This is a genomic window from Streptomyces sp. NPDC001536, assembly GCF_042894505.1.
GTDB lineage: Bacteria > Actinomycetota > Actinomycetes > Streptomycetales > Streptomycetaceae > Streptomyces.
In genome coordinates, this window is the sequence record NZ_JBIAVQ010000020.1 from 1 (window position 1) to 26,959 (window position 26,959).

The following is a 26,959-nucleotide window of genomic DNA, read 5'->3' on the forward strand; positions in this document are numbered from 1 at the left end:
TCCGTGACGATAGCCGGATTGCTCCGCAATCCGGCCCAGGAATTCGCTCCGCGAATTCCTGAAAAGCGCACCTAGGCGACGGGGTCGCCTGCCCTGGGTTCCGGTCAATTCCCTTGATTGACTCCGCCATTCCAGAATTACCCTCCTTGAGATCACGTAATCTCAACTCCCCTCTAAAATACCGAAACTGATTCCCTCTCAATCCTCCCTGTTTCCCATTGAATTACGTGTGCCGAGAATATACCTGGGTTACTCCCCCGACAGCTATTGACCAGAGGCCGCGCCGAGCGCGGACCACCTACCGCCTCAGAGCACCAGGCCACGCCAGCCACGCCGCCCAGCGCGGAGGCCCCGCCGACGCGCAACACAGGAGACTCCGCCCCGATCCCCGATGCCGCCGCGCCCACCCGCCCCCCATCCTTCTTCTTCACTTGGGCAGGGAGCAGCGGCAGTAGAGGGGATGTCAGACCCCCGACCACGCGCGGGAAACCGGTTTGACCTGTGGATACATCGGTTCTGTCGGAGAGGTTCGTGCAAGAGATGTTGCAAGAGAAGACGCAGGAGTAGTCGCAGGAGAAGGCGGAAGAGTTGTTGCAGGGTTCGGTGTTTGGGTCCCCTCCTCGCACGCGTGAGTGCTCGGCTGGTGGATCGCGCACACCCCACCGGGCGGTGGATCAGGTGCCGATGAGGCGGCTGTCGAAGCCGGCCCGTAGAAGGCGTTCGTAAGCGTCATGCACATCCCCCGGTACGTCCTGCTCGACGGCGAAGCCGAGCTTCGGGTACTCGATCACCCGTTGCAGGTCGCCGACGAGCATGTCGACGACGAGCTTCTCGTCCCCGATGGACTTGATGTAGTCGTCCAACTCCAGCGGCTCGGAGGCGCACACGACCTGGGCGTCGGGCCACAGCTTGCGGCAGGTCGCGTAACTGCGACGCTCCATGTACGGCTTGGAGATCAGCAGCAGCGAGTCCACCTGGACGCCGACCTGGGCCAGCAACTCCCGCGAGAACGTGATGTTCTGGCCGGTGTTCGCTGCCTTCGGCTCCACCAGGATCACCTCGTCCGGCACCCCCAGGCCGAGCGCGTGCTCCCGGTAGTGGACCGCCTCGCCGCGCGGAAAGCGGGCCCGAGTGGTGGGGCTGTTGCCGCCGCTGAACACCAGGACGGGGAACAGGTCGGCGCGGTAGAGATCAGCGGCCGCACTCGCCACGCCGAGGTCGTGGCTGCCCAGGCCGATTGCCGCCGAGCAGGGGCGCAGTTCGTGTCCCATCTGGTGGTAGTTCCAGATCAGCGTCGCGTCGTGGAACTGCTCGTCGGTGATCTGGCGCTGCTGGTGCTGCGGCACTGGCACTCCCTGGCTCCTCCTTGCCGACCGTTTCGGATGCCCTCGATGCTGCGCAGCTGGTGGATCAGCCCGAACTGTTGGGCCACCTGTGCCGCCTGGTCGAGGACGGACAGCCCATCATTGCGGGTCGCCGCATCCGACAGAAGGATGTGCCCGTAGGCGGTGTCCAATCGCACGCGCTGCATGGGGGAGTCGACCGTGCTGGTGGTGCGTGCGATGTCGATGTAGTGCAGGGCCTGATCCAGGTGGCCGGCGCCGCGGTGGGCCAGGGCCAGCTTCTGGTGCGCCACGGACCAGTCCTCCGGCTCACCGAGTACCTCGAACTCACAGGTAGCGGCTGTCATGACCTCGGTGGCGTAGTCGTTGTCGCCCTCCTTCGGCATCCGCACCGAGGTCCTCTTCAGCGCCCTCGACAACACCCCGTACCAGCTGGCCACCGACCCGCTCAGCGGGTACCACTACCAACGGGCCTACGCCCAGGCCGTCGATGCACAGGCCCTCACCGACCTCGTCGACGCCCTCTACCTGCCCCTGTTCACCACCCTGTCCCGGCGCCTGGGCATCGCGTACCGCATCGAGACCTACAGCCGACAACAGGCCGACGAGCACTTCCGCCGTACCTGGCTGCGGCTCCTCCCCCGCCTCGACGCCGCCCGCTGGTGGCTCGCCCCTCCACCGGCACCCCGCACCTCCGGATTCCCTGCCCGCACGCGGGATGCGGCTGGGCCGAGAAACACGCCGAACGCACTCGCGTACGCCTCACCGACCGCGACAGCGCCACCGTCGCCGCGGTCTGCCTGCACCACGGCCCCTACCAGGCCACGATCACACTCACGTCCGGCGCCTACCTCGACCTGGCCACCCTGTATCGGAACCTGGTCAAGGAACTCGCCCTGACCAACCCGACAGCAGGCGGCACCCTGCACGTCATGGTCAAGGGCGGCGACTGGGTCTTCGGCTCCCTCCTCATCGACGAGGCCCTCCAAGCCGTCGGCCTCACCCACACCCAGCTCCCCACCCGCCTGTTCTGCCCCCAGATCGTCACCGACACCGGCGCGAAACTCTCCAGATCCCTCATCCGCGAAGGCCGCGCCACCTTGCCGACCGGCGCGGCGCCCTGGATGCTCGACACCCGGCAATGGCCCGGCAGCATCACCGAATACACCGACCAGCTGCTGGCCGTGACCGCGATCCTGCTGTCCGACCCCCGACACTTCTTCCGCTCGTACTCGGCCACCGAGATCAGCCGCATCATGACCGCACCAGCCACCAGGAGCGTTCCCTCCCCATGACCGACGCCACCACCCGCGTCCGCGAACTCAACCTGTACCGCCAGTACTTCGACCTCGTCGCCGCCGGCACCAAGACCATCGAAGTCCGGGTGAAATACCCGCACCTCGCCGACCTCACAGCCGGCGACACCCTCCGCTTCCGCATCAAAGACACCGACGAAACCTGCGACGTCACCGTCCTCCGGGTCACCGAATACACCGACTTCGAGACCCTCCTCGACAGCGAAGGAGCCGCCAACATCAATTCCGAACCGACCACAGACCCAACCACACGGCCGACCACGGCCCGCCCATCCCCGACCACAGACCCGACCATGCAGGTCAGCGACCTGCGCATGCGATGCGCAAGGGCTGCACAACCGGCCGATCGTTGCGCATCAACCGCAGCCAGCTACCGCCGGGCGGTTGCGCAGCCTGCGCACCGCCCTGACCGGCACGAAGGATCGGGAGGGCCTGCGCGGTGGTCGCACCACCGAATGCGCAGCCGCCACAGCCGGGCCGCAGCCAGTTCTGGCCACTCGTCGTCGGCGACGGTCCCGGAGACCGTCTTCTCGACGAACAGCTTCACAAGGCGGTGGCCGTGTTTCGCCTGTCCAGCGGCGCACGATGTGCTCCTGGTCCTCCAGCCCAAACCCGTCCAGCCGACCGCCCGTCGACACCCTGATGTAGCCCGCCAACCGCACCTTGGAGGCGGGGCCCATCCGCACTGCTTGGCGATGACGATCTGGTCGTGGCCCTTCAAGCGGGACGAAGTGGCGAGACCGCGGCGGGGGCTGTGGCCAGTGAAGCGGATCTCGATCCCGGCGCGCTCGCCGGCGCGGGTGATGATGTCCCCGATAGGCTCGGGTTGTAGTCCGTTTTGTGCAGGCGCCATGCGTACCCGTCGGGCCAATTTCGCTCGGGAGATCAAGCGAATAGAGGGGTGGTGTGAAGGGCAGGTTCACCGAACGCGGAAGGGATCGGGAACATTCAACGACGCTTGAATGATCTCGGATGGACATCCGCTCTTGTTGTCGATGGAATATTCGGCCCCAAGACCGAAGCGGCTGTGGGTTCCCAGCGGGAAACGGTCTCTCTGCGGATGGCGTCGTGGGAAACAATAGCTGGAAAAGTTTGTTCAAACCTGACCAGCATTCGCAACGTGCAGACGCCCCACCTGGCGTAGAGAAACGGCCTAGCGCCGTGGCCACAGTCAGGTTCCCGACGGTCGCGGTTGTTCCGGTGGTACCGAGCTCTCGGCGGCCGCCATCCACTGGTCCAGGTCGGCCTGGGTGAACTCTGTCCACGGGGGGATGTCGGGGAGCTGGCGCAGGAGGTCGTAGCCCTCGGAGATCCTCGGGCCGCGCAGGATCGGGACGTGGCAGCCGGCGATGACCTCGGCGTCCAGGCGTTGGAAGGCGTCCACGACCGTCCAGAACTTCCCGGTGTCCAGCAGCGCGACCCAGGGAGAGACCAGCCGTCCGCCGAAGAACTGGCCGTCGCGGAATTCGTCCGCGGACAGCTCCGCTACGTCCGGCACCGGGGTGGGGACGTTTGTGGCGAAGGTGTCGACGGACCACAGGACGCTGGTCCTCGAGTCGAAGAGGGCGCGGGTCGTGGGGTTGTCGAACAGCGGTGGTCGTTTGGCGACCAGCGTGCGGTCGCCCGCGTCGATCGTGTCGCCGTCGTTCATGAAGCGGCACCGGTTGATGGGGGTCTCCCACTCCTCGGCCATGCGGCCGATGGAGAACCATGTCGTCAGCAGGGTCGCGTTCGGGCATTCGGCGAGGACCGCCAGGAGGTTGCCCGCGTGGTCGCGGTCGTCGTGGGTGAGGAAGATCCACCGTACGTCCAGGGGATCCACGACGGACCAGGCCGCCTCCAGCCACTGGGAGCGCACTGCGGGAGCCCCGGTGTCCACGAGGACCGGTTCGGCTCCCCGGATCACCAGCGAGTTCATCGGAAAGTGACCGACCGGCGGGGCCTCGAGGGCCCACGGGATGACGAACGTATCGTCGGCGATCTTGTACGGCTGTAGAAGGTTGAACGTTTCCATGGTTGGCATCGCTGCTCTCCCTAGAACGGAGTCCCCGCAGCATCCATAAATCCAGTGCAGCCCCGCGGCGGGCCATCGTCAAACGCACCACGTGAACAGCCGCCCAGCCTGGACACCGACGACACCCTCCTGGCCGGCCGGCCCGCCGGGGAGAACACCTGCGACCCGCCCGTACTGCTGGTCAACGGCGGCATCGGCATCACGCCGCCGCCGTCCGCACCCGACCACATCGCTCACGCTCGGCCCGCCCGGCGCGCGCGCCGACAAGCCCTGACAGGGGCGAAAGCCAGTCCATCCCGCAAGTGTCCCAGCTAATCCGGGCCGGCCTCCCCGAGCGAATCGCTCGGCCCGGTCAGCACGGCGACGCAGCCGCATCGCCCGAAATGGCCTTGCCGGCACCTCGTCCCCAGGCGGGTCGGGCAGGTGCAGGGCGCAGGATGCGGGTGGTGGCGGGCTGGGGGATCTGGGCGGCGCGGCGGGCCAACCTTCAGCTTGCGGGTCTCACAGGGAAGCCTGTGGTGCGAGGGAAGTTCCGCACGACGCACGTTTACCCGGGTGCGGGATACGGCGGGTGGGTGGGGCTCTGCCCTCATCGATTCACGAGTGTCACAGGGCTGTCCGGATTGTTTCTGTCCGGCCCTCACGCTGCGCATTCAGTGGTCATCGACGTATTCATCATACTGATCCCGGCAGTTGGCGGAACAAGGGAGTTGGCCCTCATGCAGAACCAGGACGAGGCCTCGTCGGAGGCCGGCGGTGGGCGGCTGGTCGCCGGCCGGTACCAACTGCTGTCCGTGCTCGGCGAGGGCGGTATGGGCACTGTGTGGCGGGCCCGCGACCAGGTGCTCCATCGCGACGTCGCGGTGAAGGAGGTCCGTGCCTCCGTCGACCTGCCTGCCGAGCGCAGCAGGCAGATGCACGTCCGGCTGGAGCGGGAGGCGTGGGCGGCGGCACGGGTCAACGCCCGTGGAGTCGTGACCGTGTACGACGTGGTGAACTTCGACGACCGGCCGTGGATCGTCATGGAACTCGTCCGCGGCCGCTCCCTCGCCGACGCGATCAGTGCCGAGGGCGCCCTGGCGCCGAAGGAGGTCGCGCGCATCGGCGTCGAGGTGCTCGCGGCTCTGCGCGCAGCCCACAGTGCCGGCGTACTGCACCGCGATGTGAAGCCCGCCAACGTGCTGCTCGGCGACGAAGGCCGCGTCGTCCTGACCGACTTCGGCATAGCCAGCGTGGAGGGCAGCAGCGCGCTGACGATGACGGGTGAGGTCGTCGGATCGCCCGAGTACCTGGCTCCCGAGCGGGCATTGGGCCGGACACCGGGCGCCGCTTCCGACCTCTGGTCGCTAGGGGCCCTGCTCTACGCGGCCGTACAGGGACGTTCGCCGTTCCGCCGGACGAGTGCCCTGTCGACACTGCGCGCCGTCGTGGACGACGAGTTGCCGCCGCCGCACCGGGCCGGGCCGCTGACGGCGGTCATCGAGGGGCTCATGCGCAAGGATCCCGAGGAGCGGATGGGTCCTGAGGAGGCCATGGGTGAACTCACCCGGGCCACGCAGGCATTGGCGGCGCCGCCCGAGGCGGGGGCTGCCGCGGCGGCGGTGACGACGGATTCCGTGACGGGCGGCATCACGGCCGCGGTCACCGCGGCAGTCACGGCCTCGGAGCGGACCCCGACCGACGCGACCGCGGCTGCGAGCGACGCGACGGAGGTGCCCGAGGCCCAGACCGCGCCCGCGCCGCTGGGTATGTTCGGGCCTCCCCCGAACAGCGCGGCATTCGGGCCCAGCGCGGCAGCGGCAGCTCCGGCGGCGGGCTTCGGGCACGATGCCGGTTCCGCGCCCGCCCCCGCCCCGCGCAGCCGTCGTAACGCATATCTGGTGTGGGCGGCGGCGATCGTACTGGTCCTGTCCGGCGCGGGCCTCGCGTACACGTTCATGAACCAGGACGACGACAAAGCCACCAAGGACGCCGAAACCGCCGGTGGCGGCAGCGCGTCCAAGCCGGTGGCGGTGGCCGTCACGGGCAACGCCACCACGTACGACGGGAGTTGCCCGGGCGCAGACGGCCAGGCGCCCTGGTTCACCGCGACGTTCAAGACGGACCGGGCCCCGGTCCAGTTCTCGTACCGGTGGGTGTCCGACAACGGAGCTGTGGTGGACCGGGAGTGGCGGACTCTGTCATTCCGTGAAGGTGACCCGACGAGCAAGACAGAGACGGTGCGCCTGTCGACGTGGTCGCAGGAGGGAACGTTGAAGAGCGCGATGGCCGTCGAGATCAAGTCGCCGTTCGACACGAAGTCCAACTCTGTGCCGTTTTCCATCACTTGCCGACCGAACGGCGAGTGACAAGGCACCATATCGTTCATAACTGGACCAAGCCGTTTTCCCTAAGGAGTTTCCGTGCTGTCGGTCATCGTGGGACGCACCGGTCCATTCACCGGTCAGAGCGTGGTCCTCGGAGAAGCTCCACTGACGTTCGGGCGCAAGAGTGACAACGACGTCATCATCGTCAGCGTCAGCGCTTCCCGCTTCCACGCCGAGATCGTCACCGAGAACGGCACGTACGTCCTCCGCGACCGTGGCAGCAGGAACGGCACCTTCGTCAACGAACAGCGCGTCGAGCGCCATGAGTTGACACCCGGCGACACCATACGCATTGGCGACGAGACGTTCCTGTTCGAGACGCAGGAAGCCGTGGAGACGGTCATGGACCTCTCCCAGATGGACCTGCCGCGCGCCAATGCCGTCGTTGCCCCGGGGGTCCTCCGGGTCACGGTGACCGGCGGTGGCCCGGTCGGCCTCGCCTTCGCACTGCTGCTGGAGGAGGCGCTGACCGGACGGGTCGCGATTACCGTCTACGACGGCCGGTGGGTCCGCAGCGGCACCTCCGTCATCTGGAAGGACGCCACCCAGGGCAACGTCCGCCGCCAGCAGGTCGTCACCGTCCAGAGCCGGCAGTACCTGGCGCTGACGGAGGAAATGCAGGCAGCGATGTTCGGCGACAGCCGTCAGTTCTCCGAGATGTGGCCGCTGGGCCCCGACTCCGTGGACGGACAGCCGCCCCGCAACATACGCATCGCGTATATCGAGGACCAGCTGCTCGAACTGGCCAACCGCAAGTCCGCCATCCGGCTCGTGCCCAAGCGGTTCGATCCGACCGAGCAGGAACACCTCATCGCCCGTGACCACGTGCTGGTCATCAGCGAGGGCGGCCGCTCCCGCACCCGCGAGCACTTCGCCGACCGCTTCGGCATGGCCGACGCCTCGATCTACTCCCTCGACGGCGAGCACATCCAGGACGTGGTGCTCGGGCTCAAGGTCAAGTCCCGGCTGTCGGACCCGATGAGTGTGCTGCTGACCGTGGCGCAGAACCGGTTCCTGCTCAACTCGCTGCGCGGCGAGGGCTTCTTGAACATGCGACTCACCCGCGAGGAGGCACGCAATGTCATCGGCATCGACCCGGTGCGGCAGGTGTTCGAGGAGTGCATCGCGGCCCGGCCGTGCCTGATGAGCCGCCACGAGGACAACGAATTCGCCTGCCCGACCCACGGCACGCTGTTCCTCCCGGCACTGCTGCGCAGCTCACCGCTGTGGAAGCGGATCCTGGAAGGGCTGCGGCTGTTCGACGTTCCCGAGGAGGACCTCAGCGCGATCACTTCGTTCCGCCTCGACATGGTGCAGCGCCCGCGGTTCACCGCCCAGCTCACCCGGCCGGCCGCAGACCGTCCGGGAACGTACGGGTTCCTCCTGGGGGATGCGGCCAACGCCATCCACTTCTGGCCCGGACGAGGCCTCAACAGCGGTCTGGCCTCGGCCGTCTCTCTGGCCCGCTCCCTCAGCCGGGTCTGGCGCGGGCGGCCGCTGCGTGACGCGGACTTCATCCGGCACGAGGCGGCGATGTCGATGCTCCAGTACCGGCACAAGAGCCGCGCCTGGAATGCCATGGTCACGACGGACGAGCGGGGCGCGACCCGCGCGATCAAGGACATCATCGACGGCAGCATGGACGGTACGACGAAGCCGGCGGGAGCAGGTGCAGCACGGCAGAAGCCTTTTGGTCCGGCTGCGGCCCCGGGCTCGGCACCTTCGGCATCCTCGGCGTCTTCGGCATCGGCGGAAGCCGATCTGGAAGTCCTTCTGGACCGCATGCGGGCCATCCGCGAACGGCTGGCACCCCGCCTGCCTGGCCTGCCCGACGACGACGTGCTCCGGGCCCACCTGTCCACACTGGCGCCCGCGACACTGCGAACGCTCCAGGAGAGCGGTGCGTGGGACACGCTGATCGTCAGCGGCGAGGAGGCCGACATCGACATCTTCTACCAACAGGACGCACCGGTCTTCGTCCCGGCCGCTCCGCATCCGGCCCAGCCGCTTCCCGACCCTCGCACCTCGGTGCTGCTGGATCCGGCCTGACGGTCCGTTGCCTCGGCTGCCTCTGGTTCCCGCTTCGCCCGGCGCGGGAACCAGAGAGCGAGGCTGCCGTTCCGGTGATGCCCCCTTCAGGCACACCCGTCTTGACCAGTAGCCATCACCGGCCCCGGGTTGCGCCGTCGCACCAGTCGACCTCGTCTGTCAGCGGATGGATTGCCTACGCTGCCCGCGCCAACGGCCTGAGGCCGGACACGTTCGTCGCCGCTGTCAGGGTGTCTACCCGATCCAGATGACGTCCAGGACAGACAGGTGCCGGGTGAGCCGGTTGATCACGTAGACGACAAGGACGCGCTGCTTGAGCAGCTCGACCAGCTGTCCACACGGGCTTACTTCCCTTGGCCACGCCGGGTCTCGCCGGGTGAAGTGCACCCGCCAACCTGTGATCGACATGACTCTGGACGTTAGCCGCGGACAGCTCAATAGTGCATACCCGAAGTGGGACGGCTACCGTGCGGAGGCTGGCCGGTGGGCAGATGGCCGTGTCACCGTGCGCAGCCCCAACGGCAGCGATCTGAGCGGGGCGTTCCCGGAGATCGAGGAGGCCGTGCGGCGGCTGCCGGACGATACGGCCCTCGACTGCGAGCTGATCGTGTGGGAGGCGGGCCGGCTCGCGTTCGAGCGTCTCCAACAACGCATGCACCGCCGCAGTGCGGCCGCAGCCCGCGCGGCCGTGGAGTTCCCGGCGCACCTGGTCGCGTTCGACCTGCTGCGCGTGCACAGCGCGGATCTGACCGGCGGCGTCACCACACCACGTGTGAGCACCAGCGCCTCTATCCGGCGCCCGACCAGCGGCAATTCGCCCTCACTGCTTGATCACAAGACTGTCTTGCGAACACACTGCACCGGTGAGCTCAGAACTTCCCGCCTTCCGCTATCACCCCGATCCGCTCGCCAGCGGATCCGTCCGTGAAAGCACCGAGACTTGCGTGTGCTGCAACCGCGCCACAGGGTGGATCTACACCGCGACCTTCTACACCGCCCAAGAGGTCAGCGGACGCTTCTGCCCCTGGTGCATCGCCGACGGCAGCGCGGCCGAACGGTTCACCGGCGAGTTCACGGACTCCTACGGACTCGACGGCGTCAGCGAGGAGATCCTGCACGAGGTCACCCGCCGCACCCCCGGCTTCCACGCCTGGCAGGATCCGCACTGGCTCGTCCACTGCCACGACGCGGCCGCCTTCATCGGCGAGGTCGGCTACAGCGAGCTGGCAGCCCACCCCGAGGCCCTCGACCAGCTGAGGCAAGACCTGCGCATCGGCGGCTGGCACGACGCAGCCCAACTCGAGCAGTTCCTCACCCACCTTGGCGAAGGTGCCACCGCAATGCTCTTCCGCTGCACCGTCTGCGACACCCACCTCGCTTACGCCGACGCCTCATAACGGGCACTGAACTCGGCGGCACGCGAGATCGAACTGATCATCCCTTCAAAGGAACCGCACCCAAAGGACATAGGGCACCCCAGCACAGCAGTCCACGACCGACCCTATCGATCCGGAACGCACGCCAAGCTTCTCTGCCGAATGGCGGGCCGGCTCCCAACTGCCGTGCATACGACGTGCGATGGTGGGTTTCTGTACGACGCGAAGTTTTGCGCCCCCTTGCAGCCGGGGCAGGTCGGCCGGGCCGGGCTGGCGAGCGACGCAGCAGCCGCCTACGGGCGGAGGATCGGCAAGTGATGCGTCGTATCACTAAACTGCCGGGACAGTTCAGGGGGCATGCATGATCAAGACGTTCGCCATGACACAGGACTTTGCAGCCATCAGCTCGGCCACAATGGCAGCACTGCTCATCCTTGTGGCAACAGAGCTCGCCGCGTCGAGCAACCAACTACACGTCGTACGGCGACAGCTATTGATCGAGTACGGCCCCGCGATCCGCGCCAGCTTCGACGAGTTCTACAGCGGCACCCCCCTCACTCCGGACCAGAAGAGGAACGTCGAGCGAGAACTTCACCGGTACCGCAGCCGCAGCTACTCGCACGCATTCGAGTTGTACTGGCGTGTCAACTACGGGCTGGCTGCTTTCATGTGCCTGGCTGGGCTCGCCCTCGTGCTGCGCTGGTCAGCCCTCACCCAACACCCGAAGGGCTATACCACCGCCACCTTGACCCTCGTGGCGATCGCTGGCAGCACGTCGTTGCTCCTCATGGGTTTCTTGTTCCGACAAGAGGTCCGGGCCAGGCAGCGGCGGTACGAGGGCATGCTCAGCCTGTGTGCGGTTCTCCAAGTGCCGGACGCACAGGACGCCAACCGCATGATGACCCAGTGGATGAAGGCCATTGACGGGGGCGGCTTCTACGATATTGGTCAGGGGAATCCCCTTCTGATGACGGAGCGAATGCTGCGGTACCTGAGACGACATGGGCCGATGAACTTTCGGTAGAGCTCGCGTCCGGCTAGATGAATGAGCGTTTTCAGCGTTGCTTCTCCAGGCTGAGGACGGCCTTGGTGATGACGCTCACGCGGTTGGGACTGATGCGCGATCTGCGGAAGATCTGCCAGGACTTCAAGTGTGCCATGCCTCGTTCGGCAGGTGCCCGGGCCGCGGACAGGGTGACGGTGCAGGTCCTGCCCGCTGTTGGCGATGGACCGCCACTCGCCGTCCTCACACAGCGCCACGATCGCGATCGTGGTGTGCAGGTGAAAGTGCGGGTCGCCGGACTCCCCGGCCCGGACCGGGCGCGCGCTCTGGTGCTCGACACTCCAGGCGAGCGACCCGCCGGTAGCCAGCCGGACCGGCTCCCCATCCTCGCTGCCGACCGCGTACCCGGCCCACCGCTCCATCTGCCGGAAGGCGTCGCGCTTGGCCTCGTGGAACAGGAGGCAAGCGGCCTTCTCCCACATCGGCCGCGATCCTCAAGCCGTTGACGATCAAATGGTGTACGACCGGCTGCTGAACGAGATCCCGACGTGGCTGACCGACGCCCGCGCTGCCGGAGTAATTTCCTGACACTCCTCGGCTCAAGCCCTCCAAAGCCCGTGCGAGTCAACCACAGTTGAGGGACCGAAGGGACCGGCATCTCGGGTACAGGGTGCGCATCTCTCGAAGATCCATCAGGCGCGGTCTGCTGAGGCAGACCGCCCATGAACTCTGGGTGCTACCGTCCGAGCTGCTGCCGCAGGCGCCGCACCTGCTGGTGGTCACCCACCGAGTCGAGGAATCGGCGGCCACCGCCGGCCTCGTATGCCGGGCCCTCCAACCTCAGCACATCACCGTCGCGTACGACGGCGTACGCGAGCGGGTTCTCCGCCTTCAGAAGAGTGACAGGGTGGCGCCCGTCTGGGAGTTTCTTGAGACGGGTGGGCAGGCGCAGTCGTGCGGTGCCGTCGGCTCCCGGGGCGAGCTTGGCCTCGATCGTCAGGGTGGAGACGGTGACCTCGACCGGTACCGGAGCGCTGTCCGGTGAGGCCGCCATGTAGGGAAGTCCCAGCGATCGCCTCGCACGTGCGGGATTCGCCGCTACAAGACCGTCCGTGTCGGGTCCGAGTTCGCGCTGACGCTGGTCCACGTCCAGGGCGAGCTGGCCCTTGTTCGTCCAGTACGGGAGGGCGAGGCGGCCACCGGTCAGTGCAGGGCACGCGGCCGGGACGCTGTCCTCGTCGCCTCCGGTGACACGGAGCATGCGCTCAACGCCCAGCAGCTGAACATACGCCCACACGTCGTGGACCCCACGCTTCAGCGGCTGTCCACCGGCCAATCGTTCCGGGTCAAGGCGGAGCCGCCCGGACGCGACGAGCTGGGATCGCCCTTCCCCGAGGGGCTTCAGCCGCACCTCCATGTCGCCCTCTGGATACCACCAGTCCTCCCGGTCCCGGTCTTTCACCACGAGTTCCGCGTACGCCAGGCGGAAGGGGTCGCCGACCTCCCAGCCGTTCTCCGCTCCCGGGACGCCGTCCAGCAGATCCGGGTCCAACCACCGTTTCCCGTCGCGCTCGACAATGGCCAGGGGTTCGCCGTCCCCGCGCAGTAGATCCAGCGTGATGTCGGCGACCAGACAACCGTCTTCCCAACGCAGCCCGCCGACCTCACTGCGGGCCTTTACCTGACGGACGTGCTCGGCGAGCGTGACGGCTCCGTCGAAGTCTCCGCGCTCAAGCAGTTCGGCACGGAGCCGGGATACCGCGGGCAGCCCTTCACGTACGGGGGCCGGAAACTCCTCAAGGGCCAGTTCCCGGGCCGCCTCGAACCGCTGCCGCTGCTCGGCCGGGTCCTCGCGCAGGATCTCGGGCTCACGGGCGCGGGAGAGGATCTCGATGTGGTAGAGGCGGTGGAGCAGCCGGTTCTGGAGTCCGTCGATGTCGTCGGAGGGAGTGGTGCCGTCCTTGATCTGGCGGACGATGGTGCGGCAGTTGGGCCAGAATCCGTGCCGGGGGTTGAACCGGTGCTGGGTGTTGTTGCCGCCGTCGTCCCGCTTCATCCAGTAGTAGCAGGGGTAGTCGGCGAGGATCGAGATCCGTTCCGCCTTCAGATAGGCGGCACTGACGAAGAGGAGATCCTCCAGGATCCAGGGTCCCTCAGGGAACTGCAGGCCATGCTCCTCGACGAAGGCCCGCCGGAACATCTTGTGCGGCGACATGCTCTGCATGAGCTCGTCGTTCTCGATCGTGCAGGCGTCCACCGTGTGCCGGAACAGCCGACGGGGCCGCACCATCGTGCTGGACATCTTCCCGATCACAACATCGGCATCGTTCCGCTTCGCATGCTCATACAGCCGCTCCAGGGCCTCGGGCCCGAGCGTGTCGTCGTGGTCGACGAACTGAATGTACTCACCAATGGCGTACCGCATGCCGTGGTTGCGCGGGGCGCCCGGCCAGCCCGAGTTCGGCCGGGTGTGCACCTGAACGTTCGGGTATGCGGCCGCAATCTTCTCCAGCCGGCCCGGGGTGTCGTCCGTCGAACCGTCGTCGACGTAGATGACCTCGTACTCATCGACAGGGAGGCTCTGGCCCAACAGCGAAGGCGCACACTCGTCGATGTACTTCCCGGTGTTGTAGACGGGGACGATGACGCTGACCTTGGTTCTCGGCATTCCTCGAACTCTACCTGGGCGTCCTGTGTGTCAAGTGCTCGCGACTGGCGTCAACTACGTGAACCGAGGCGCCACCCTCTCACTCGCGCACACTGCACAGTCGCAATCACCCGACCACCCTGCGAAGCCATCAGTACGCTTTGGATATGGACTACGCGAAATGCGCGCGATCGCCGAGGACCTCGGGGCTCATGCTGAGCGTCTTGAGGGCGCCTGGAGCGTCGAGATCGGCCCGTCAGGTCCGACACTGGCCATGATGTGCCCGTCAAGGCGCCACGAGGGCACGGTGCACCGCATCTGCAAGCAGCTGGACAAGCAGCTTCTCACCACTCACCCCGGCTACATCTGCGCGAACGGCCCCGAGATCGAACACTCGGCGATCGGCCGCATGCGCCGTCCCGACGCGGTCGTCATCCCAGAGCACGTACTCGACAAAGAATGCCTCGCCGTCGACGCCACGGAAGTCCTGGCATTCGCATAGATCGTCTCGCCGTCCAATCCGAACAACGACTACGGCGACAAACTCACCGAGTATCCGGCCATGGGCATCGCGCACTACATGATCGTCGACCCTCGGACCGGGACCATCGAGGTGCACTCGGACCCGTGCAAGGATCGCTACAGCAGCAAGGAGCCGTACATCTTCGGAGACTCGGTGCCATTCGGCCCATGGGTGGTGCGGACAGTGGATTTTGGCCGTTATGGCAAAACGGAGAGCAGCGGCGCCTGACGCCCCAGCGGCCGCGTCCCGGGCGTCGCAGGCCATCAGCGAGCGAGGGCCGAAGACGGGTACTCCGTGCCCCTCGTAGGCCTTCGGTGTGACAGTGGCGGCCAGCGCGTCCGCCCCCTCGGGGAGGTTGCGTGCGGCGTGGACGGATGCTGCGATGCCTGGCGGAACTCCGCGCCTGCACAGCTGTGCTACGGCGAGCTTCGCCGAATATTCGAGGTCGACCGTCGCGCACACGTTCGCCCAGATCCCAGAACCGGATGATGCGGCGTCTTGAATGATCACGAGGCAACTGAAGTTGAGCGCTCGACAGAATTAGGGTCTTGCGGGAGGTAGCCTACCCAAAGGATTTAGTTGTTAATTCTTCAACATGTCATCTACTATTTTACATACCAGTGAGAGATATCGGGAGGATGGGCCATGGCACTGACCTTGGAAGACGCGCTCAACCAGCTGAGCGACAGGTCATCAGCCAAGCGTCGCTCAGCTGCGAAGCGGCTTCGTAAATTGGCGGACAGCACTTCGGGGCCAGCATTGCTCCAAGCACTCCAACTTGAAATCGCCGACTCTCGCACTTGGGAAACTCAATACGAAATGATCCAAGCCATCGGAGCCTGCGGTTACCGACCCGCCCTTGAGTTCCTTAGCGAACTAGCTCACCAACCCACAGAATTTTCTGCGCTACATTTGGCTCTGGGTGACTCAATTGTGCGACTACGAAGCCCCGAAGAAGGTTTCGCAGCCCCTCTGGGATGGTGTCTGGACAGAGGGTATCCATTGCTGATCGACGGCTCCCTGCGCGCCGTCGCTGTTTTGCACGCAGCCTTGGACATCGATACCGTCAACCGCGTCCTGGAATTCCTCGATCCGCTTGACCCATATGACGGACTACGCTACTGGGCTGCAGTCGCGGCTGCCGAATGGCCTGGCGACCGGGTCGGTGCGTTCCTGGAGTCCTGCATGGCAGGCCCCAGAGCGGACGTGGCCGACGCCGCAGCCACGTCCCTGAGAATCAGGAATCAGGTCTAAAGGGGCGACCCACCCCCTCCGGGAAAACATGAGTCAAGTCGTGTCTTCCCACCAAGCAAGGGGCCGCCCCTGCTCGTCGAATACATTACCGTATTCCCACTCCACCCCATCTTCGGGAAGTGCGTTCAAGATTTCCTCGATCGCCGGAAACCCGATCCTGACCGGAAAGGTCAGAACTACCAATGACTCGAGCTCGCCGTCGACCCGCCCGCCAATCTTGATCGCTGCCCGTTTGAGAGATTCAACAACGTCACCAGCAATCCCCGCATGAAAAACTTGGACGGCGACGTTCCCACCTCGTTCAACGACCTGCGCACTCTTATTGCACTCGTCGTACGCGATCACGTCGCCAGCTGCCACACCCCTGAAAAATCCAGGTGATAGGCAAACAAGATAATGACCGTCCCCTACCGACTTAACGGCGACCACTTCATCAGCAGTAGCCCCGTACTGGGACCTTACTTTCAGTCGCAGTCCAGCGAATCCGCTACAGCTAGTCCCATCTTCCGAAGCCAGCACCGCACCCTCCCCTCTCAGCACATGACATCCCCACAGAAGGCGCACCTCGGTTCTGAGCACTGCTATTGCATGCTGCACCTTCTATGCAAAGGTTCGCCGAATCCAGGTTGCCGCCGTTGGCCCTCGCCTCGTTGACATGGCCTATCTGGACGTTGTCAGGATTGGCGGTTTTCATTCCACAACGCCAACACTGCAGAGTACCGTCACCCGCTGCCTGAGCATCAGCAATCATCTTGCTCCGAATCGAGCTCGTGACACTCTTTTTCGCCGTCGGTCCGCCACGACTCGCGGCCATCTGCCCCGGCGAAGCAACTTCTCCGTCTCGCAGTACGAAGAGCGGAAGCTGGCAGGCTTGCGGTGCTCCTGCGTTGGTGTTGTGAACCAGGACAGGGGTTGACCCCGCCAGCACATAGTACGTGTGCAGGTCACTAACCGTAAGGTTGTAAACCGTCGCCGTCAGCGCCGTCCAGCGCTCCACCGCGGTGACCTGAACTCGGACGCCACTGCTCGTACGCAGCCACTGCCCGCTGTTGAGGTCGGTGGCGTCGATCCACTCGCCGAGTTCGGGTACCCAGAAGGGGTGCCCGTCAGTAGCGGTAACCGAGGCGGTCTTCGTACCACCCTTGCCATCGGCGTCGATAGTGATCTTGACAAGGTGCTTCAGACCAGAGCCCTTGATCTCGGCTGTCACGGTCTCGACGCGGGACTCGCCGGTCTCTGGGTCAGTGGCTAGGACCCTGTCGCCAATATCGACATCCTTGATGGCCTTGGTAGTGCCGTCGGCCATCAACACCCTGGTGGAGGGAGTGAAGCTGTTGCAGCCTTCGACCTCTTCGGCCGCCTTCTTGGTCTTTTTCCAGTCCTTGAATCCAGCCCAGAGTTTCTTGCCCAGCCCGTAGATCCGCTTGCCGAGCGCGTACGCCTTGTCGAGGCGATACCAGTACTTCGAGGCCAGCCGGCCAATCGGGCCGCCGCTGATGAGTGAGGAGATGATGTTGACGGCGGTCGCGCCGCACGAACCCAAACTGCCGGTCGTGAAGCAGTCCAACGCATCCGTGATGCCCAACTCGTCCGCGACGATCTGGGCTAGCTCTTTAGCTATCGCTATCGCACGCTGCTTGGCCGCATACACCGCGGCCTCAGCCTCACGCTTCTTGACCGCGGCCGCGGAGTCGGATCCCAGGGCCTCCTCCAGAGTCACGCCGGCAGCCGCCGCGTTCTGGGACACCGTTGTTGCGCCCGGCTCGTGCCCGGGGGTCGTGTTGTTGCAGAGAGCGCACGGTCGCGTCGGGCAGTCGATGTCGGCGCACGTGCCACTGGGGTCGGCGTTGACGACGGGATTGTTGTTACCGTACGCGTAGCCGTTGATCTGCTGTGGGTTGTCGTAGTTGATGACCGGGTCCGCCGAGATGAAGCGGCCGATGCCGGAGTCGTACTCGCGTGCCCCCAGGGTGGTCAGTCCCGTGGACTCCTGGATCGTCCCGCCCACGAAGCCCTTGTCGTTGACCCAGCCCGAGGACGATGACGTGGAGTCGTCCCTGGCGTTGCCGAACGGGTCGGTTCGGCGTCGGGTCGTCTCGCCCGTCTTCGCGTCGATCGCCAGCTGAGCCGTGCCCTGGTGGTCCGCCGCCAGGAAGTGGACGCCGTCCGCCTCCCGCATCGCGATGGTCTGGCCGGCGAAGGAGTAGTACCGGGTCGCCGTGACCTTGGAGGTGGTTTTGTCCAGGTGGAGCTCGGTACCTGGGAGGTAGAGCGTCTTCTCCTTCGGGGCGTCTTGAAGGATTCGCTCACCTCCCCCGTCGTACTTGTACGACGTCACCGAACCGTCGGCGTTCGTGACCGTAGTCAGTTCACCTTGCTTGTCCCAGCCCAGCGACTGGGTGTCGCCGTTCAGGACACGCGTCTTGGTATTGCCCGACACGTCGTAGGTGTACGAGTCCTTCGAGACGACCTGCGGGGTCGTGCTGGTCGCCGCTGTTGTCTCCACCACCGAAGACAGTGTGTGCGGGCCGGAGTCCGTGCCGTTCGGGCCGGAACCTTCGCTGTAGGTGTACGCCCGCGACGAGGTCGCCGCCCCGTTCAGGCCGTGGCGCACCTCGCTCGTACGGTTGTTGAGGGAGTCGTAGCCGTACTCGGTCCAGTACGGGGACGCCCCGCCGACCGTCGAGGACGACGCAGCAGAAGCACAGGCCGTGTCCGCCGTTCCCGTGCCGGACGCATCGTTGGAGGTCCCGGAGGACGTCCAGGCCTCGGTCAGGCGGCGCAGTCCGTCGTACGTGAAGCACTGAACATCGCTCGTGCCCGTGCCCGGGGTGTCCGAGATCGAGAGAACGTTGCCGGCGTCGTCGTAGGTGTAGCGCGCGTCGTAGCCCAGCGTCGTGGCCCCACCGGCCTTCACTGTGGCGTGCGTCAGACGGTTGGTGCCCACCTCGTACTCGTAGCCGAGTGTCGACTTCAGGGCATCGGTGCCACCCGTCGTCAGCTGCAGCGTCTTCAGTAGAGACGTCGCCGAGTACGTTGCGTCGGAGACATAGCTCAGGCCGCCCAGCGAGGTGGTCAGCCCGACGGACCGTTGCAGGCTGTCGTACTGGGTGGAGAGCGTCTCGGCCGGCAGGTCACCGGCCGCGGACATGCTCTGGGCCAGCACCGTTCCGTCGTCGTTGTACTGAGTCGTGTAGTCGTAGGTACCGCCCAGCTCTGGCTCGGCGGTCTTCGAGATCGCGTAGCGAGTGAGCGTCGGCTTGTAGTCGTTCTCCAAGTCGAGGGTCGGATATGTCACCGCGGAGTAGACCGCGCCGTTCTTGTAGGTGTACGCGCCGAACAGTTCGCCCTTGTAGACCGAGTCGTACTTGTTCAGCGACAGCCTGGTGCCGGTGTCCGCCTCGCCCTGCCAGGTCGAGACCACTCGGCCCAGTTCGTCGTACTTAGTCGAGGTCTTGTCGCCGTTGACCGTGACCGAGGTCTGGCGGTCCAGGACGTCGTACCCGAACGTGGAGGTGCCCGCGTCGGGATCGACAGCCGTCTTCCTGCGGCCCAACTGGTCGTACTCGTACGTCCACACGTTCCCGGCGTCGTCCGTCACCTTCGACAGCTGGCCGGCGTTCGTGTAGTCGTACAGCGTGGTGACCGCGTCGCCGTCCTTGGGGTACTGGATCCGGGTCGTGGTGCGGCCCTGGGCATCCGTGACGGCCGTCGTCTTCGTGTCGCCCGTCGGCGGAGTGGTGGTGACCCGGTCGCCGCCGTAGACGTTCGTGGTGCGGTACTCCTCGACACCCTTGGACTTGAAGATCGTGGCCGTGGCGCGGCCGGCACCGTCGAACTCGGTCACTGTCTGGGATTCGAGGTCGGAGTTGACGGGCTCGAAGAGCGTCGAGGAAGGGGCGCCCGTCGTGTAGTAGGTGCTGTTGGCTTTGAACATGCGGCCTGAGCCGTCGTAGAACGAGTCCGCCACCAGACGATTGCCGTTCGGCCCCTCGGTCTGTTCCTGGCGCGGGCGCAGCAGGCCGTCGTACAGCGACCATTCGCTGCCGTAGGACGTGCCGTCGTTCTCGATCTTCTGCGTGTGGATGGCCACCGGACCGCTGTCGGAGCGGACCAGGTACGTGTACTTGATCGACGGGGTCAGGCCGATACGGTCGGGCAGCCAGACGGAGGTCAGGCGGCCGAGGCCGTCGTAGGCCAGTTCGGTGCGCTGGCCGTTTTGGTCGATCTTCGCCTTCGGCAGTCCCCACTGGGGTGCGTACTCGGTGGAGGTGGTCCAGCCGTTGGTGTTCGTGACCGTCGACTTGGTCGCCAGGCCGTAGGTGTCGGTGTACGCGGTCGACGAGGTGTAGGTGGTGGTGGACGTGTAGGTCTGGGCGTCCTTCACCACCAGTGGGCGGCCGTAGTCGTCGTACGTGGTCACCGCGGTCGTCTGGTACGTCGCTGTTGTGCCGTTGTGCGAGGACAACCGCTTGGTCGTGGTGACGTCGCCCTTGGTCGGTGCCGCGCCGAGCGTCGTAGAACTGTCGTAGTAGGTCAGGTCGTCGGAGATGACGTCCTTGGAGCGGTTCGGGATGGTGGCGCAGTCGACGCCGACCTTCTCCACCCTCGACACGTACGCGTACAGGTGCAGGCTCGCGTTGTCCGCGTACTCGGTGCGGGTGCACTGGTTGTCGGCTACGCCGACCTCACCGTCGTCGTCGACCTGCTTCGCGCGGCCGGTCGTTTCGTCGTAGGTGGTGGTCGACTTGGTGTGCTGCCAGCCGCCCACGGCGAGGGCGGTGTACGTGTCCGTCGATGCCGCCGCGATGTAGCGGGCCTTGCGGGTGCCGAAGTCCTCCGTCTGGGTTGCCGTGACCGCGGTCCAGGGCACGGTCACCGACTTCTGGGTGATGTCGGAACCGTTGTAGGTGATCGTCTCCAGTTCCTGCCCGGCCTTCCAGTCGGAGTCGTCGTAGGAGACGCCGTTGGAGTCGGTGGCCGTTGCCGAGCGGGTCTTGCCGTCCTTGTCGACGTCTCCGTCGAGGCCGCGGAAGAAGGTCTGCTCGGTTCTGGTGTTGGAGGCTGAGTTGGTGCCATCCGAAGTGACGACTCGCACCTTGCCATAGCCGCGCCAGTCGCTCCAGGTGCGGCGCTCGGACGTGGAGATGCCGTCCGCCAGGGTCTTACGCCAGCCGGCGTTGCCGAGGTAGGTGTAGGACGTGACCTTGTCCGCGTTGCCGCCAGTCAGGTCCTGCTCAATGACGGACTCGACGACGTATTTGTGGAACCAGTCGACGATCGGGTCCTCCACGCCCGGCGGATTCCACTTCACGGGGAAGCAGCGCTTGGTGGAGGAGTCCTCGGCGGGCAGGTTGCTCGTGGTGCACTGCGCGTCGGCGTAGTTGACGCTGAGCATGCCTCCGGTCTCGTTCTCCACCCCGGAAAGCCGGAAGCGGTAGAAGGGGTGGAGGTTGTCACCCGTCTCATCCACGCGGTTGGCCAGTTGCTTGCCATAGAGCTCGACGGACGGAACCGAGACTTCGGTACCCGCCTTGCCCGTGTGGTCGATCCTGCTCAGCCACAGGGACTTCGAGGCGTCACCGTTGTCGGTGAAGTCCTGTGTCAGGCTCCACTCGTCGACCGGGTTGTACGTCGAGTCGCCGGTGCGGATCTGCGTGGTGACCTTCGTAAGCTTCTTACGGGTCCAGAACGTCGGCGAGTTCTGGCCGGCGCACTTGGTGTCGACCTTGCAGTTCCGGTCCCAGGGGACATCCGGCCAGTCTGCGGCGGTGGCGTCCGTGAGGTCGGAGGCCTCGCAGTCGGTCAGGTCACCGATGCAGCGCTCGGCCGTGGTGAAGACGACCTGGGCGGCCGGCTTGGTGGAGTACACCTTGCCCGAGCGCTGACCGTAGTCGATGCGCTTGAGGTAGCCGCCACGCGTGTAGGACTTGCCGTTCTCGCCGGTCTTCAGGCCCTGGGTGTAGTAGTTCGTCTCCTTGCCGTAGAAGAAGGACATGGCGTTGCCGTGCGGGTCGACGACATAGTCGAGGTTCCAGCGCCAGGCCTGGGTGCAGTACGCCTCGGCGAGCGTGGCGTTGTAGCAGGGCTCGCCGGAGTCGTCGCCGTACACCGGGACTGTCCAGGCGGAGCCGGTCTCCTCGTTGCCGCTGGCGTAGCCGGGCAGTCGGTTCTGGCCGAAGTAGTACTGGGTGCCGTCGCCGGCGGTGACCTTCCAATACTCACCGTTGTTGTCGCCGTTGGTGGCGCCGGTGAGGTGCTCGACCTTGGAGTTGTCGTCGGACTTGATCCGCCACTCGCCGGTCTTGTCGTCCTTGATCAGCTGACCGGAGGTGCCGCCGGTGAGGGCCAGGGTGGCGTTGTCGTAGGCCCAGCACTGGTCGCCGTTGGTGTCGTCGTGGCCGTCGTCGGCGCACGGCTTGTAGCTGCGCTCGATGTAGCCGGGGTCGTAGGAGAAGCCCTGGCCGATCCAGGAGCCCTGGTTGTTCGTGGTCGCCGTCTGGCCGTCGATCGACTGGGAGTTGTAGCTCAGACCGACTGTGGGATGAAGTCCGCCGGTCACGGGCGGAGTTGTCAGCGGGTAGTTCCAGGTGAAGCTGCCTGAGGAGGTGTCGACCCCCCACTGCGACGACGGAGAGAGGCTCGTCGCCGTGAAGTCGCCGCCGTCGCCGCTGTCGCCGGAGGTCGCCGCGAGGACAGTCGCCGAAGAGGCACTCGAGTCGGCGTCGAGGAGTTGGGCGGACGGGCCGGACGAGTCGCCAGCCGTCTGCACCGTCGCCGTCAGCGTCTGCTTGCCGGAGTTGTTGCTGCTCTTGAGGTACGTCGGTGTCGAGCACTCCTTCTTCTCCGGCGTCGTCAGTACACACTCCGGGTACTGGACGAGACGGAGTCTGGAGCCGTAGCTCCCGCCGTAGGCGTCGACGAAGTCCGAGTAGTCCAGGGTGACTTGAGCAGCGCCTCGGGCGACCTCTCCGTCCGTGCGGGCGACGGTCAGCAGGACTCCCTCGACCCCCGCTGCCTGAGTCGTCTTGCGGCCGAGCACCTCGACCCGCACGGAACCGGCGGTCTTCTTACCCCCGGCCGCTTTGACGGTCACCGGCAGGCCCTTGGCCTTGGCCGCCGTGCCGGAGAGTTCGACCTCGGCACTGCCGGCCTTGGGCCAATTGGCGTCCTCGGCCTCGTCGACCGTGGCCTTCTTGGCCTCGTCGACCTTCCTCAGGCGGTTGTACGTTGCGTCCTCGCCCCGTACCGGTTTGTCGGGTTCGCTCTGGATCCCGGCAGCGGCAACATCATTGTCCGCCGCGGCCTCGGGGGCGTACTGCGGTAGCAGACCTGTCGAAAGCGCCAGGCCTAGGACTATCGCCGCACGGCGACGGCCGCTGCGCCACGCCGGTCTGGCAGACCGGAACCAAATGGGCGAGGACATGACATCTCCATCGGAATCGGGGAGTGCGGAGGAACGGAAGCGGAGAAGGCTGGGGACGGGGGCGGGCAGCGTCAAAGCCGCCCGCCCAGCCGTCGGCCCGTTAAGCCGGGACCTCTTCGATGCTGCTGCCCGGAGACATTGCCGTCAGAAGGGCAACGAGCGAGGCGTCCAGCGGCCCCTGGAACACCCGGATTTCATCGACAGCTCCGGAGAAGTACTCGCCCGCTGCCGAGCCGGCCAGCGTCCGGCCGACCTGGAGGCTCGTCGTGCTGAAGTCCCAGGTGTTGTCCCAGGGAGCTTCGGCCACAGCGATGCCGTTGACGTAGAGCAACACCTCGCCGAAGACCGCGTTGTAGACAAGCGCCAGATGGTCGCCGTCACCCACGTACCCCGGTTTGCCTCCCTTGTCGAGCTCCGTGGTAATCACCGGGTTCGTGGAATCGGCATTGGTCACGACGAGCTGCCAGTGGGCATCGGAGGTGCTGTATTTCACCCTGATCGCGCTACCGTTTTTCCCAGACAGCGACAGGACCGTCTCGTCCGTGGCCGGGCTCGCCGCGGCGAGTCGCGCGCGAGTGGCAAGGGTGAAGCTGTCCTGTGCCGAAAGAATTCCTGCCGCACGGGTTGCGTACGCGTCGGTTCCGTTCAGCACCAGGTGCCCGTCACCCCACAGAGGTTGGGCCGGGGGCGTGCATTCCGGGTCGAGGTCCGCATCGCAGGAATCGTCGGGCACATAGATGGAGGCGCCGCCGCCCAGAGTCAGCCCGGTGCCGCCCGCCGTCTCCGGGGAGACACGGGACGTCACCTCATCCACCTGCCAGTACGCCAGCTGATGGGGCTGGATGCCGCCCAGCTCCTGACCCTCGGCATGCGGGATGACCCGGTCGTGGATCTTGACGTCGGCGACGCTGCCCTTGAGGTAGTTGGTGTAGCCGTCCAGAGAGATCTTGCGGCCGATCTGGAGGGCACCGGCAGCATTCCACGCGGTGTGCCGTGCTTCTACGTCTTCGGCGACGAGTTTGCCGTTGACGTACAGCATCAGGTTTCCGTCTTCGGCGTCGTACACCCCGATGAGATGGGTCCAGCTGGTGGGGACCGCCGCGGCGCCGGACACCTTCCAACTGCCGAGCGACTCCATGTCACTCACCGAGGTACGGAAGGTCCAGGACGCTGAGTCCACGTCATAGCCGAGTTCGAATCCCGGCAGAGCGGTCCCGTCCTGGCTGACCACGGTGACATTCTCCGTGGGGAGCGATGGCAGCATCACCCACGCGCTCACCGAGAAGGTGCCGCTGGTGTCGACGGCCGACGCGCCGGCGTCGAGATAGGCGTTCTCCGTTCCGTCGAACGAGGCCGCCGTGTCGGTGGAGCCGAGTGGCCCTCCCGCACCGAATGTCACGCCCGAACCAGCGGTGGCGTCGCCGGCGCCGCTGCTTCCTGCCGCCTTCGAAGAGCCCTTCGCATCGCCGAGCGTCCACGCGGCGACAGGCGCTCGCCCGTCGGCGACGAGGAACATATGGGACGTCTGCCCTTTCTGCGTGTTGCCCGCACCGTCGATGGCCGTGACGGTGAGGAAGTAGGTGCCCTCATCCGGGGGCATCCAGCGGATGGTGAGGGCGGCTCCGGCGCTCGGTGCATCCACCGTCTTCCCCGCCGCGTCGGCCTCGCTCACCTGCGGGCCGCTGAAACTGTAGGCATACTTCGTGACATCGGCATCGGGCGAGTCCATGGTGAAACTGCCGTAGTCGCCGGTGCCGGCATGCAGAGTCTCATCGTCGGGGTAGTCCGTCGACGTGATCACCGCAGGCTTGGGGCGGTTGGGGTCGTAGATGAACTCGCAACGGCTCTGATCACCGTCCGTGGACCAAGGACCGGACGCGTACTGGTCGTAGCCCCGAACTGCCCAGGCCACGACCGTGTCCCTGGGAACGGAGAAGCCCCCCTGGCCGTCACCCTCGATATCGGATCCGACGGTGTAGGTGAAGGTGGCCTGACCGGTCTGCTTGTTCTTCTGGCTCACATTGGCAGTACCGATCGCCTTCGTCTTCGCCGTGCGCTCGACCGTGCCCGAGCTACCTGTCCACCAGACCTTGAACTCGGCTTGCAGCGACTCCTGGAGACCCGCGTTGTCGTTGTGGTCGTAGTCCTTGATGACGACCTTGAGCTTCGGTGCCTCAGTCACGTAGTGCTCAGTCGACTTGCCGTACTCGCACTTGCCACCCGGCGTCATCTTCATCGCGTCTGTGTCCGGTTGAAGCGGCGGCCGGTTGTAGGTGACCGACACATACGCGTTGCCGCAGAACCGCTTCCAGTGCGAGTACGCGCTCTCGTCACCGGCCTTGAGCCGGAAGGTCGTGGAGTCCCAGCCGTTGTCGGCAGCCTTCTGAATGGTGCCCTTGACGTCGAAAAGCACGTTCTGGTTGGTGGAGGTGCACGAACCGGCAGGATTAGTAGGCGACTTGGTGGCGACAGTCTCCTTCAGTGACGGCTGGTTGTTCCAGTTCGTAGAGGAGTTGATCGCGCTGGCACCCGTGGAATTGACCCGGCCGAGCTGGACCTCCTTGCCCGACTCATCGTAGGTATGGGTCATCGTCACGGCGAACGAGGCGCTGACGATGTCCTTGCCTTCGAACGTCGCGGTCGGGACCGAGAAGAACTGGCGCTTGACGTCATTCACACTGCTCGACGCGCACAGCAGCGAGATGTTCCGCGGGCAGAGCCCGACTCCCTCGTCGTCGTCGAACTTCCAGTACGAGTTGGACTTCCAGTACGAGGACACCATCGTCCACCCGGTCCGGCTGGCCGTCTTGACCACGGGGTCGATGTAGACCGGAAAGACGGTGTCCGGGTCGCTGAGCAGATCCGCGTCGGGAGTGAGCGTCATGGTGTCCGACGTGACGTCCACGGCGACATCGGCGACCTGCGCACCGTCGGGCGGCGTGACCTGTTCCGCGGATAGGTCAGCCGACGCGGATGGTGTCGCCGACGGCTCGGTCGCCGCGTCCTGGCCCGAGTCCCACATCATCGGCGCCGGCGCCTCGAACACGGCGCCGCCCGCACCGGTGTCGGTGGCTGTCAGTCCGCCGTCCGGAGTCTTCTCCAGCTGCAACGACGAGGTGCTGAGAGGGAGTTTGAGCTCAGCCAGTTCGGGGTTGGCCGCCGCCTTCTCGTCCTTGACCACCAACACGTGTGAGAAGCCCTCGGCACTCGCGGTGACCTTGAGGTCGACCCCGGACAGGACGTCGGCGTACGTGGCGGTCGAACCGTCGATCTTCGGCTCGGGCAGCTTGTTCAGCCAGTCCAGGGAGAGCGTCCGCCCGTCCTTCGCGATCTCGGCGAACGTCGTGTCCCCACCGCCGGAGAAGGCCATCGTGGTGAGCGCCGCCTTGGGCGCGAAGGTGCCGTTCTTCTGCCGGACGAGCGTGGTATCGATGTCTGCCCACTTCCCGTCCTTGCGGGTGCGGACGGGCTGCACGTAATCGGTGACCGTGAACGTGCCGTCGGGGTTGGCGACGGTGGTGCTGCGCTCGTCGCGCAGACTCAGGATCTCGACCGGATCACCGGACTTCGCGGCCTTGGCCTGTGCGGCGGCCTGGGTGAGCGCTGGGCTGTCGTCGGCCTTGCCGGCCGCGGGCACGGTGG

17 protein-coding genes and 4 pseudogenes are annotated in these 26,959 nt (G+C 65.9%); 11 read left to right on the forward strand and 10 right to left on the reverse strand.

All coding sequences use genetic code 11. The features are described from left to right. Positions 1–674: 674 nt before the first annotated feature. On the reverse strand, positions 675–1,346 hold the full coding sequence (locus ACFY0U_RS39435) for a YdcF family protein (protein WP_388644370.1): 672 nt from the start codon (positions 1,344–1,346) through the stop codon (positions 675–677). After that, positions 1,289–1,726, reverse strand: a pseudogene (locus tag ACFY0U_RS39440) (hypothetical protein); the annotation flags it as partial. The gene ACFY0U_RS39435 and the pseudogene ACFY0U_RS39440, both read right to left, overlap by 58 nt. 279 nt (positions 1,727–2,005) lie before the next feature. Here ACFY0U_RS39440 and ACFY0U_RS39445 point away from each other — a divergent pair. The 3 genes and pseudogenes from ACFY0U_RS39445 to ACFY0U_RS39455 all read left to right on the forward strand — a co-directional run bounded on the left by ACFY0U_RS39445 (position 2,006) and on the right by ACFY0U_RS39455 (position 3,803). Then, positions 2,006–2,638 (forward strand): hypothetical protein, encoded by a 633-nt coding sequence (locus ACFY0U_RS39445; RefSeq protein WP_388644372.1) that lies wholly within the window; start codon positions 2,006–2,008, stop codon positions 2,636–2,638. Beyond that, a pseudogene (locus ACFY0U_RS39450) lies at positions 2,635–2,901 on the forward strand (ASCH domain-containing protein); the annotation flags it as partial. The gene ACFY0U_RS39445 and the pseudogene ACFY0U_RS39450, both read left to right, overlap by 4 nt. A gap of 716 nt (positions 2,902–3,617) precedes the next feature. Continuing rightward, entirely contained in the window at positions 3,618–3,803 is a 186-nt protein-coding gene (locus ACFY0U_RS39455; RefSeq protein WP_388644374.1) for a peptidoglycan-binding protein, read from the forward strand. Positions 3,804–3,830: 27 nt separating this feature from the next. On the opposite strand, the gene ACFY0U_RS39460 is transcribed toward ACFY0U_RS39455, so the two are convergent. Then, positions 3,831–4,682 carry an MBL fold metallo-hydrolase gene (locus ACFY0U_RS39460; protein WP_388644377.1) on the reverse strand — a complete coding sequence of 284 codons (852 nt, stop codon included), beginning with the start codon at positions 4,680–4,682 and terminating at the stop codon, positions 3,831–3,833. Positions 4,683–5,392: 710 nt separating this feature from the next. On the opposite strand from ACFY0U_RS39460, the gene ACFY0U_RS39465 reads away from it, so the two are divergent. Both ACFY0U_RS39465 and ACFY0U_RS39470 read left to right on the forward strand, forming a co-directional pair. After that, complete coding sequence (locus ACFY0U_RS39465) at positions 5,393–7,021, forward strand: serine/threonine-protein kinase (protein WP_388644380.1); 1,629 nt, start codon at positions 5,393–5,395, stop codon at positions 7,019–7,021. A 54-nt stretch (positions 7,022–7,075) separates the two neighbouring features. Further along, on the forward strand, positions 7,076–9,088 hold the full coding sequence (locus ACFY0U_RS39470) for an FHA domain-containing protein (RefSeq protein WP_388644381.1): 2,013 nt from the start codon (positions 7,076–7,078) through the stop codon (positions 9,086–9,088). Positions 9,089–9,322: 234 nt separating this feature from the next. Here ACFY0U_RS39470 and ACFY0U_RS39475 read toward each other — a convergent pair whose 3' ends face one another. After that, on the reverse strand, positions 9,323–9,496 hold the full coding sequence (locus ACFY0U_RS39475) for a hypothetical protein (protein ID WP_388644384.1): 174 nt from the start codon (positions 9,494–9,496) through the stop codon (positions 9,323–9,325). On the opposite strand from ACFY0U_RS39475, the gene ACFY0U_RS39480 reads away from it, so the two are divergent. From ACFY0U_RS39480 to ACFY0U_RS39490, 3 genes are all read left to right on the forward strand, one after another. Beyond that, on the forward strand, positions 9,495–10,016 hold the full coding sequence (locus tag ACFY0U_RS39480; RefSeq protein ID WP_388644386.1) for a hypothetical protein: 522 nt from the start codon (positions 9,495–9,497) through the stop codon (positions 10,014–10,016). The two genes, ACFY0U_RS39475 and ACFY0U_RS39480, sit on opposite strands and share 2 nt — an antisense overlap. Further along, positions 9,952–10,485 carry a CbrC family protein gene (locus tag ACFY0U_RS39485; protein WP_388644388.1) on the forward strand — a complete coding sequence of 178 codons (534 nt, stop codon included), beginning with the start codon at positions 9,952–9,954 and terminating at the stop codon, positions 10,483–10,485. The genes ACFY0U_RS39480 and ACFY0U_RS39485 overlap by 65 nt, the downstream gene beginning before the upstream one ends. Positions 10,486–10,825: 340 nt before the next feature. Further along, positions 10,826–11,488 (forward strand): hypothetical protein, encoded by a 663-nt coding sequence (locus ACFY0U_RS39490; RefSeq protein WP_388644391.1) that lies wholly within the window; start codon positions 10,826–10,828, stop codon positions 11,486–11,488. A 31-nt stretch (positions 11,489–11,519) separates the two neighbouring features. Here the strand turns inward: ACFY0U_RS39490 and ACFY0U_RS39495 are convergent. From ACFY0U_RS39495 to ACFY0U_RS39505, 3 genes and pseudogenes are all read right to left on the reverse strand, one after another. Further along, positions 11,520–11,657 (reverse strand): annotated as a pseudogene (locus tag ACFY0U_RS39495) (IS5/IS1182 family transposase); the annotation flags it as partial. A 79-nt stretch (positions 11,658–11,736) separates the two neighbouring features. Then, positions 11,737–11,949, reverse strand: a pseudogene (locus ACFY0U_RS39500) (relaxase domain-containing protein); the annotation flags it as partial. Positions 11,950–12,203: 254 nt separating this feature from the next. Further along, the gene (locus tag ACFY0U_RS39505) at positions 12,204–14,135 is read right to left on the reverse strand and encodes a glycosyltransferase family 2 protein (RefSeq protein WP_388644393.1); all 1,932 of its coding nucleotides are present in this window, start codon (positions 14,133–14,135) and stop codon (positions 12,204–12,206) included. 160 nt (positions 14,136–14,295) lie between these two features. On the opposite strand from ACFY0U_RS39505, the gene ACFY0U_RS39510 reads away from it, so the two are divergent. The 3 genes from ACFY0U_RS39510 (at position 14,296) to ACFY0U_RS39520 (ending at position 15,891) form a co-directional block, all read left to right on the forward strand. After that, positions 14,296–14,616 carry a hypothetical protein gene (locus tag ACFY0U_RS39510; protein ID WP_388644394.1) on the forward strand — a complete coding sequence of 107 codons (321 nt, stop codon included), beginning with the start codon at positions 14,296–14,298 and terminating at the stop codon, positions 14,614–14,616. Between the two features lie 60 nt (positions 14,617–14,676). After that, positions 14,677–14,865, forward strand: coding sequence for a hypothetical protein (locus tag ACFY0U_RS39515; RefSeq protein ID WP_388644395.1), 189 nt, complete (start codon positions 14,677–14,679; stop codon positions 14,863–14,865). A gap of 417 nt (positions 14,866–15,282) precedes the next feature. Next, entirely contained in the window at positions 15,283–15,891 is a 609-nt protein-coding gene (locus tag ACFY0U_RS39520; RefSeq protein ID WP_388644397.1) for a HEAT repeat domain-containing protein, read from the forward strand. Positions 15,892–15,924: 33 nt separating this feature from the next. On the opposite strand, the gene ACFY0U_RS39525 is transcribed toward ACFY0U_RS39520, so the two are convergent. The 3 genes from ACFY0U_RS39525 to ACFY0U_RS39535 all read right to left on the reverse strand — a co-directional run bounded on the left by ACFY0U_RS39525 (position 15,925) and on the right by ACFY0U_RS39535 (position 26,954). After that, positions 15,925–16,488, reverse strand: a complete 564-nt coding sequence (locus ACFY0U_RS39525; RefSeq protein ID WP_388644398.1) for a DUF4265 domain-containing protein — start codon at positions 16,486–16,488, stop codon at positions 15,925–15,927. Then, the gene (locus ACFY0U_RS39530; RefSeq protein WP_388644400.1) at positions 16,385–23,317 is read right to left on the reverse strand and encodes a polymorphic toxin-type HINT domain-containing protein; all 6,933 of its coding nucleotides are present in this window, start codon (positions 23,315–23,317) and stop codon (positions 16,385–16,387) included. The genes ACFY0U_RS39525 and ACFY0U_RS39530 overlap by 104 nt, the downstream gene beginning before the upstream one ends. Positions 23,318–23,417: 100 nt before the next feature. Then, entirely contained in the window at positions 23,418–26,954 is a 3,537-nt protein-coding gene (locus ACFY0U_RS39535; RefSeq protein ID WP_388644401.1) for a LamG-like jellyroll fold domain-containing protein, read from the reverse strand. Positions 26,955–26,959: the final 5 nt, after the last annotated feature.

Coding starts and splice junctions, on each gene's coding strand:
- ACFY0U_RS39460 (WP_388644377.1), bottom strand. CDS start 4,682: ATGCCAACCATGGAAACGTTCAACCTTCTACAGCCGTACAAGATCGCC.
- ACFY0U_RS39480 (WP_388644386.1), top strand. CDS start 9,495: ATGACTCTGGACGTTAGCCGCGGACAGCTCAATAGTGCATACCCGAAG.
- ACFY0U_RS39465 (WP_388644380.1), top strand. CDS start 5,393: ATGCAGAACCAGGACGAGGCCTCGTCGGAGGCCGGCGGTGGGCGGCTG.
- ACFY0U_RS39515 (WP_388644395.1), top strand. CDS start 14,677: ATGGGCATCGCGCACTACATGATCGTCGACCCTCGGACCGGGACCATC.
- ACFY0U_RS39475 (WP_388644384.1), bottom strand. CDS start 9,496: ATGTCGATCACAGGTTGGCGGGTGCACTTCACCCGGCGAGACCCGGCG.
- ACFY0U_RS39490 (WP_388644391.1), top strand. CDS start 10,826: ATGATCAAGACGTTCGCCATGACACAGGACTTTGCAGCCATCAGCTCG.
- ACFY0U_RS39510 (WP_388644394.1), top strand. CDS start 14,296: ATGCGCGCGATCGCCGAGGACCTCGGGGCTCATGCTGAGCGTCTTGAG.
- ACFY0U_RS39530 (WP_388644400.1), bottom strand. CDS start 23,317: ATGTCCTCGCCCATTTGGTTCCGGTCTGCCAGACCGGCGTGGCGCAGC.
- ACFY0U_RS39505 (WP_388644393.1), bottom strand. CDS start 14,135: ATGCCGAGAACCAAGGTCAGCGTCATCGTCCCCGTCTACAACACCGGG.
- ACFY0U_RS39520 (WP_388644397.1), top strand. CDS start 15,283: ATGGCACTGACCTTGGAAGACGCGCTCAACCAGCTGAGCGACAGGTCA.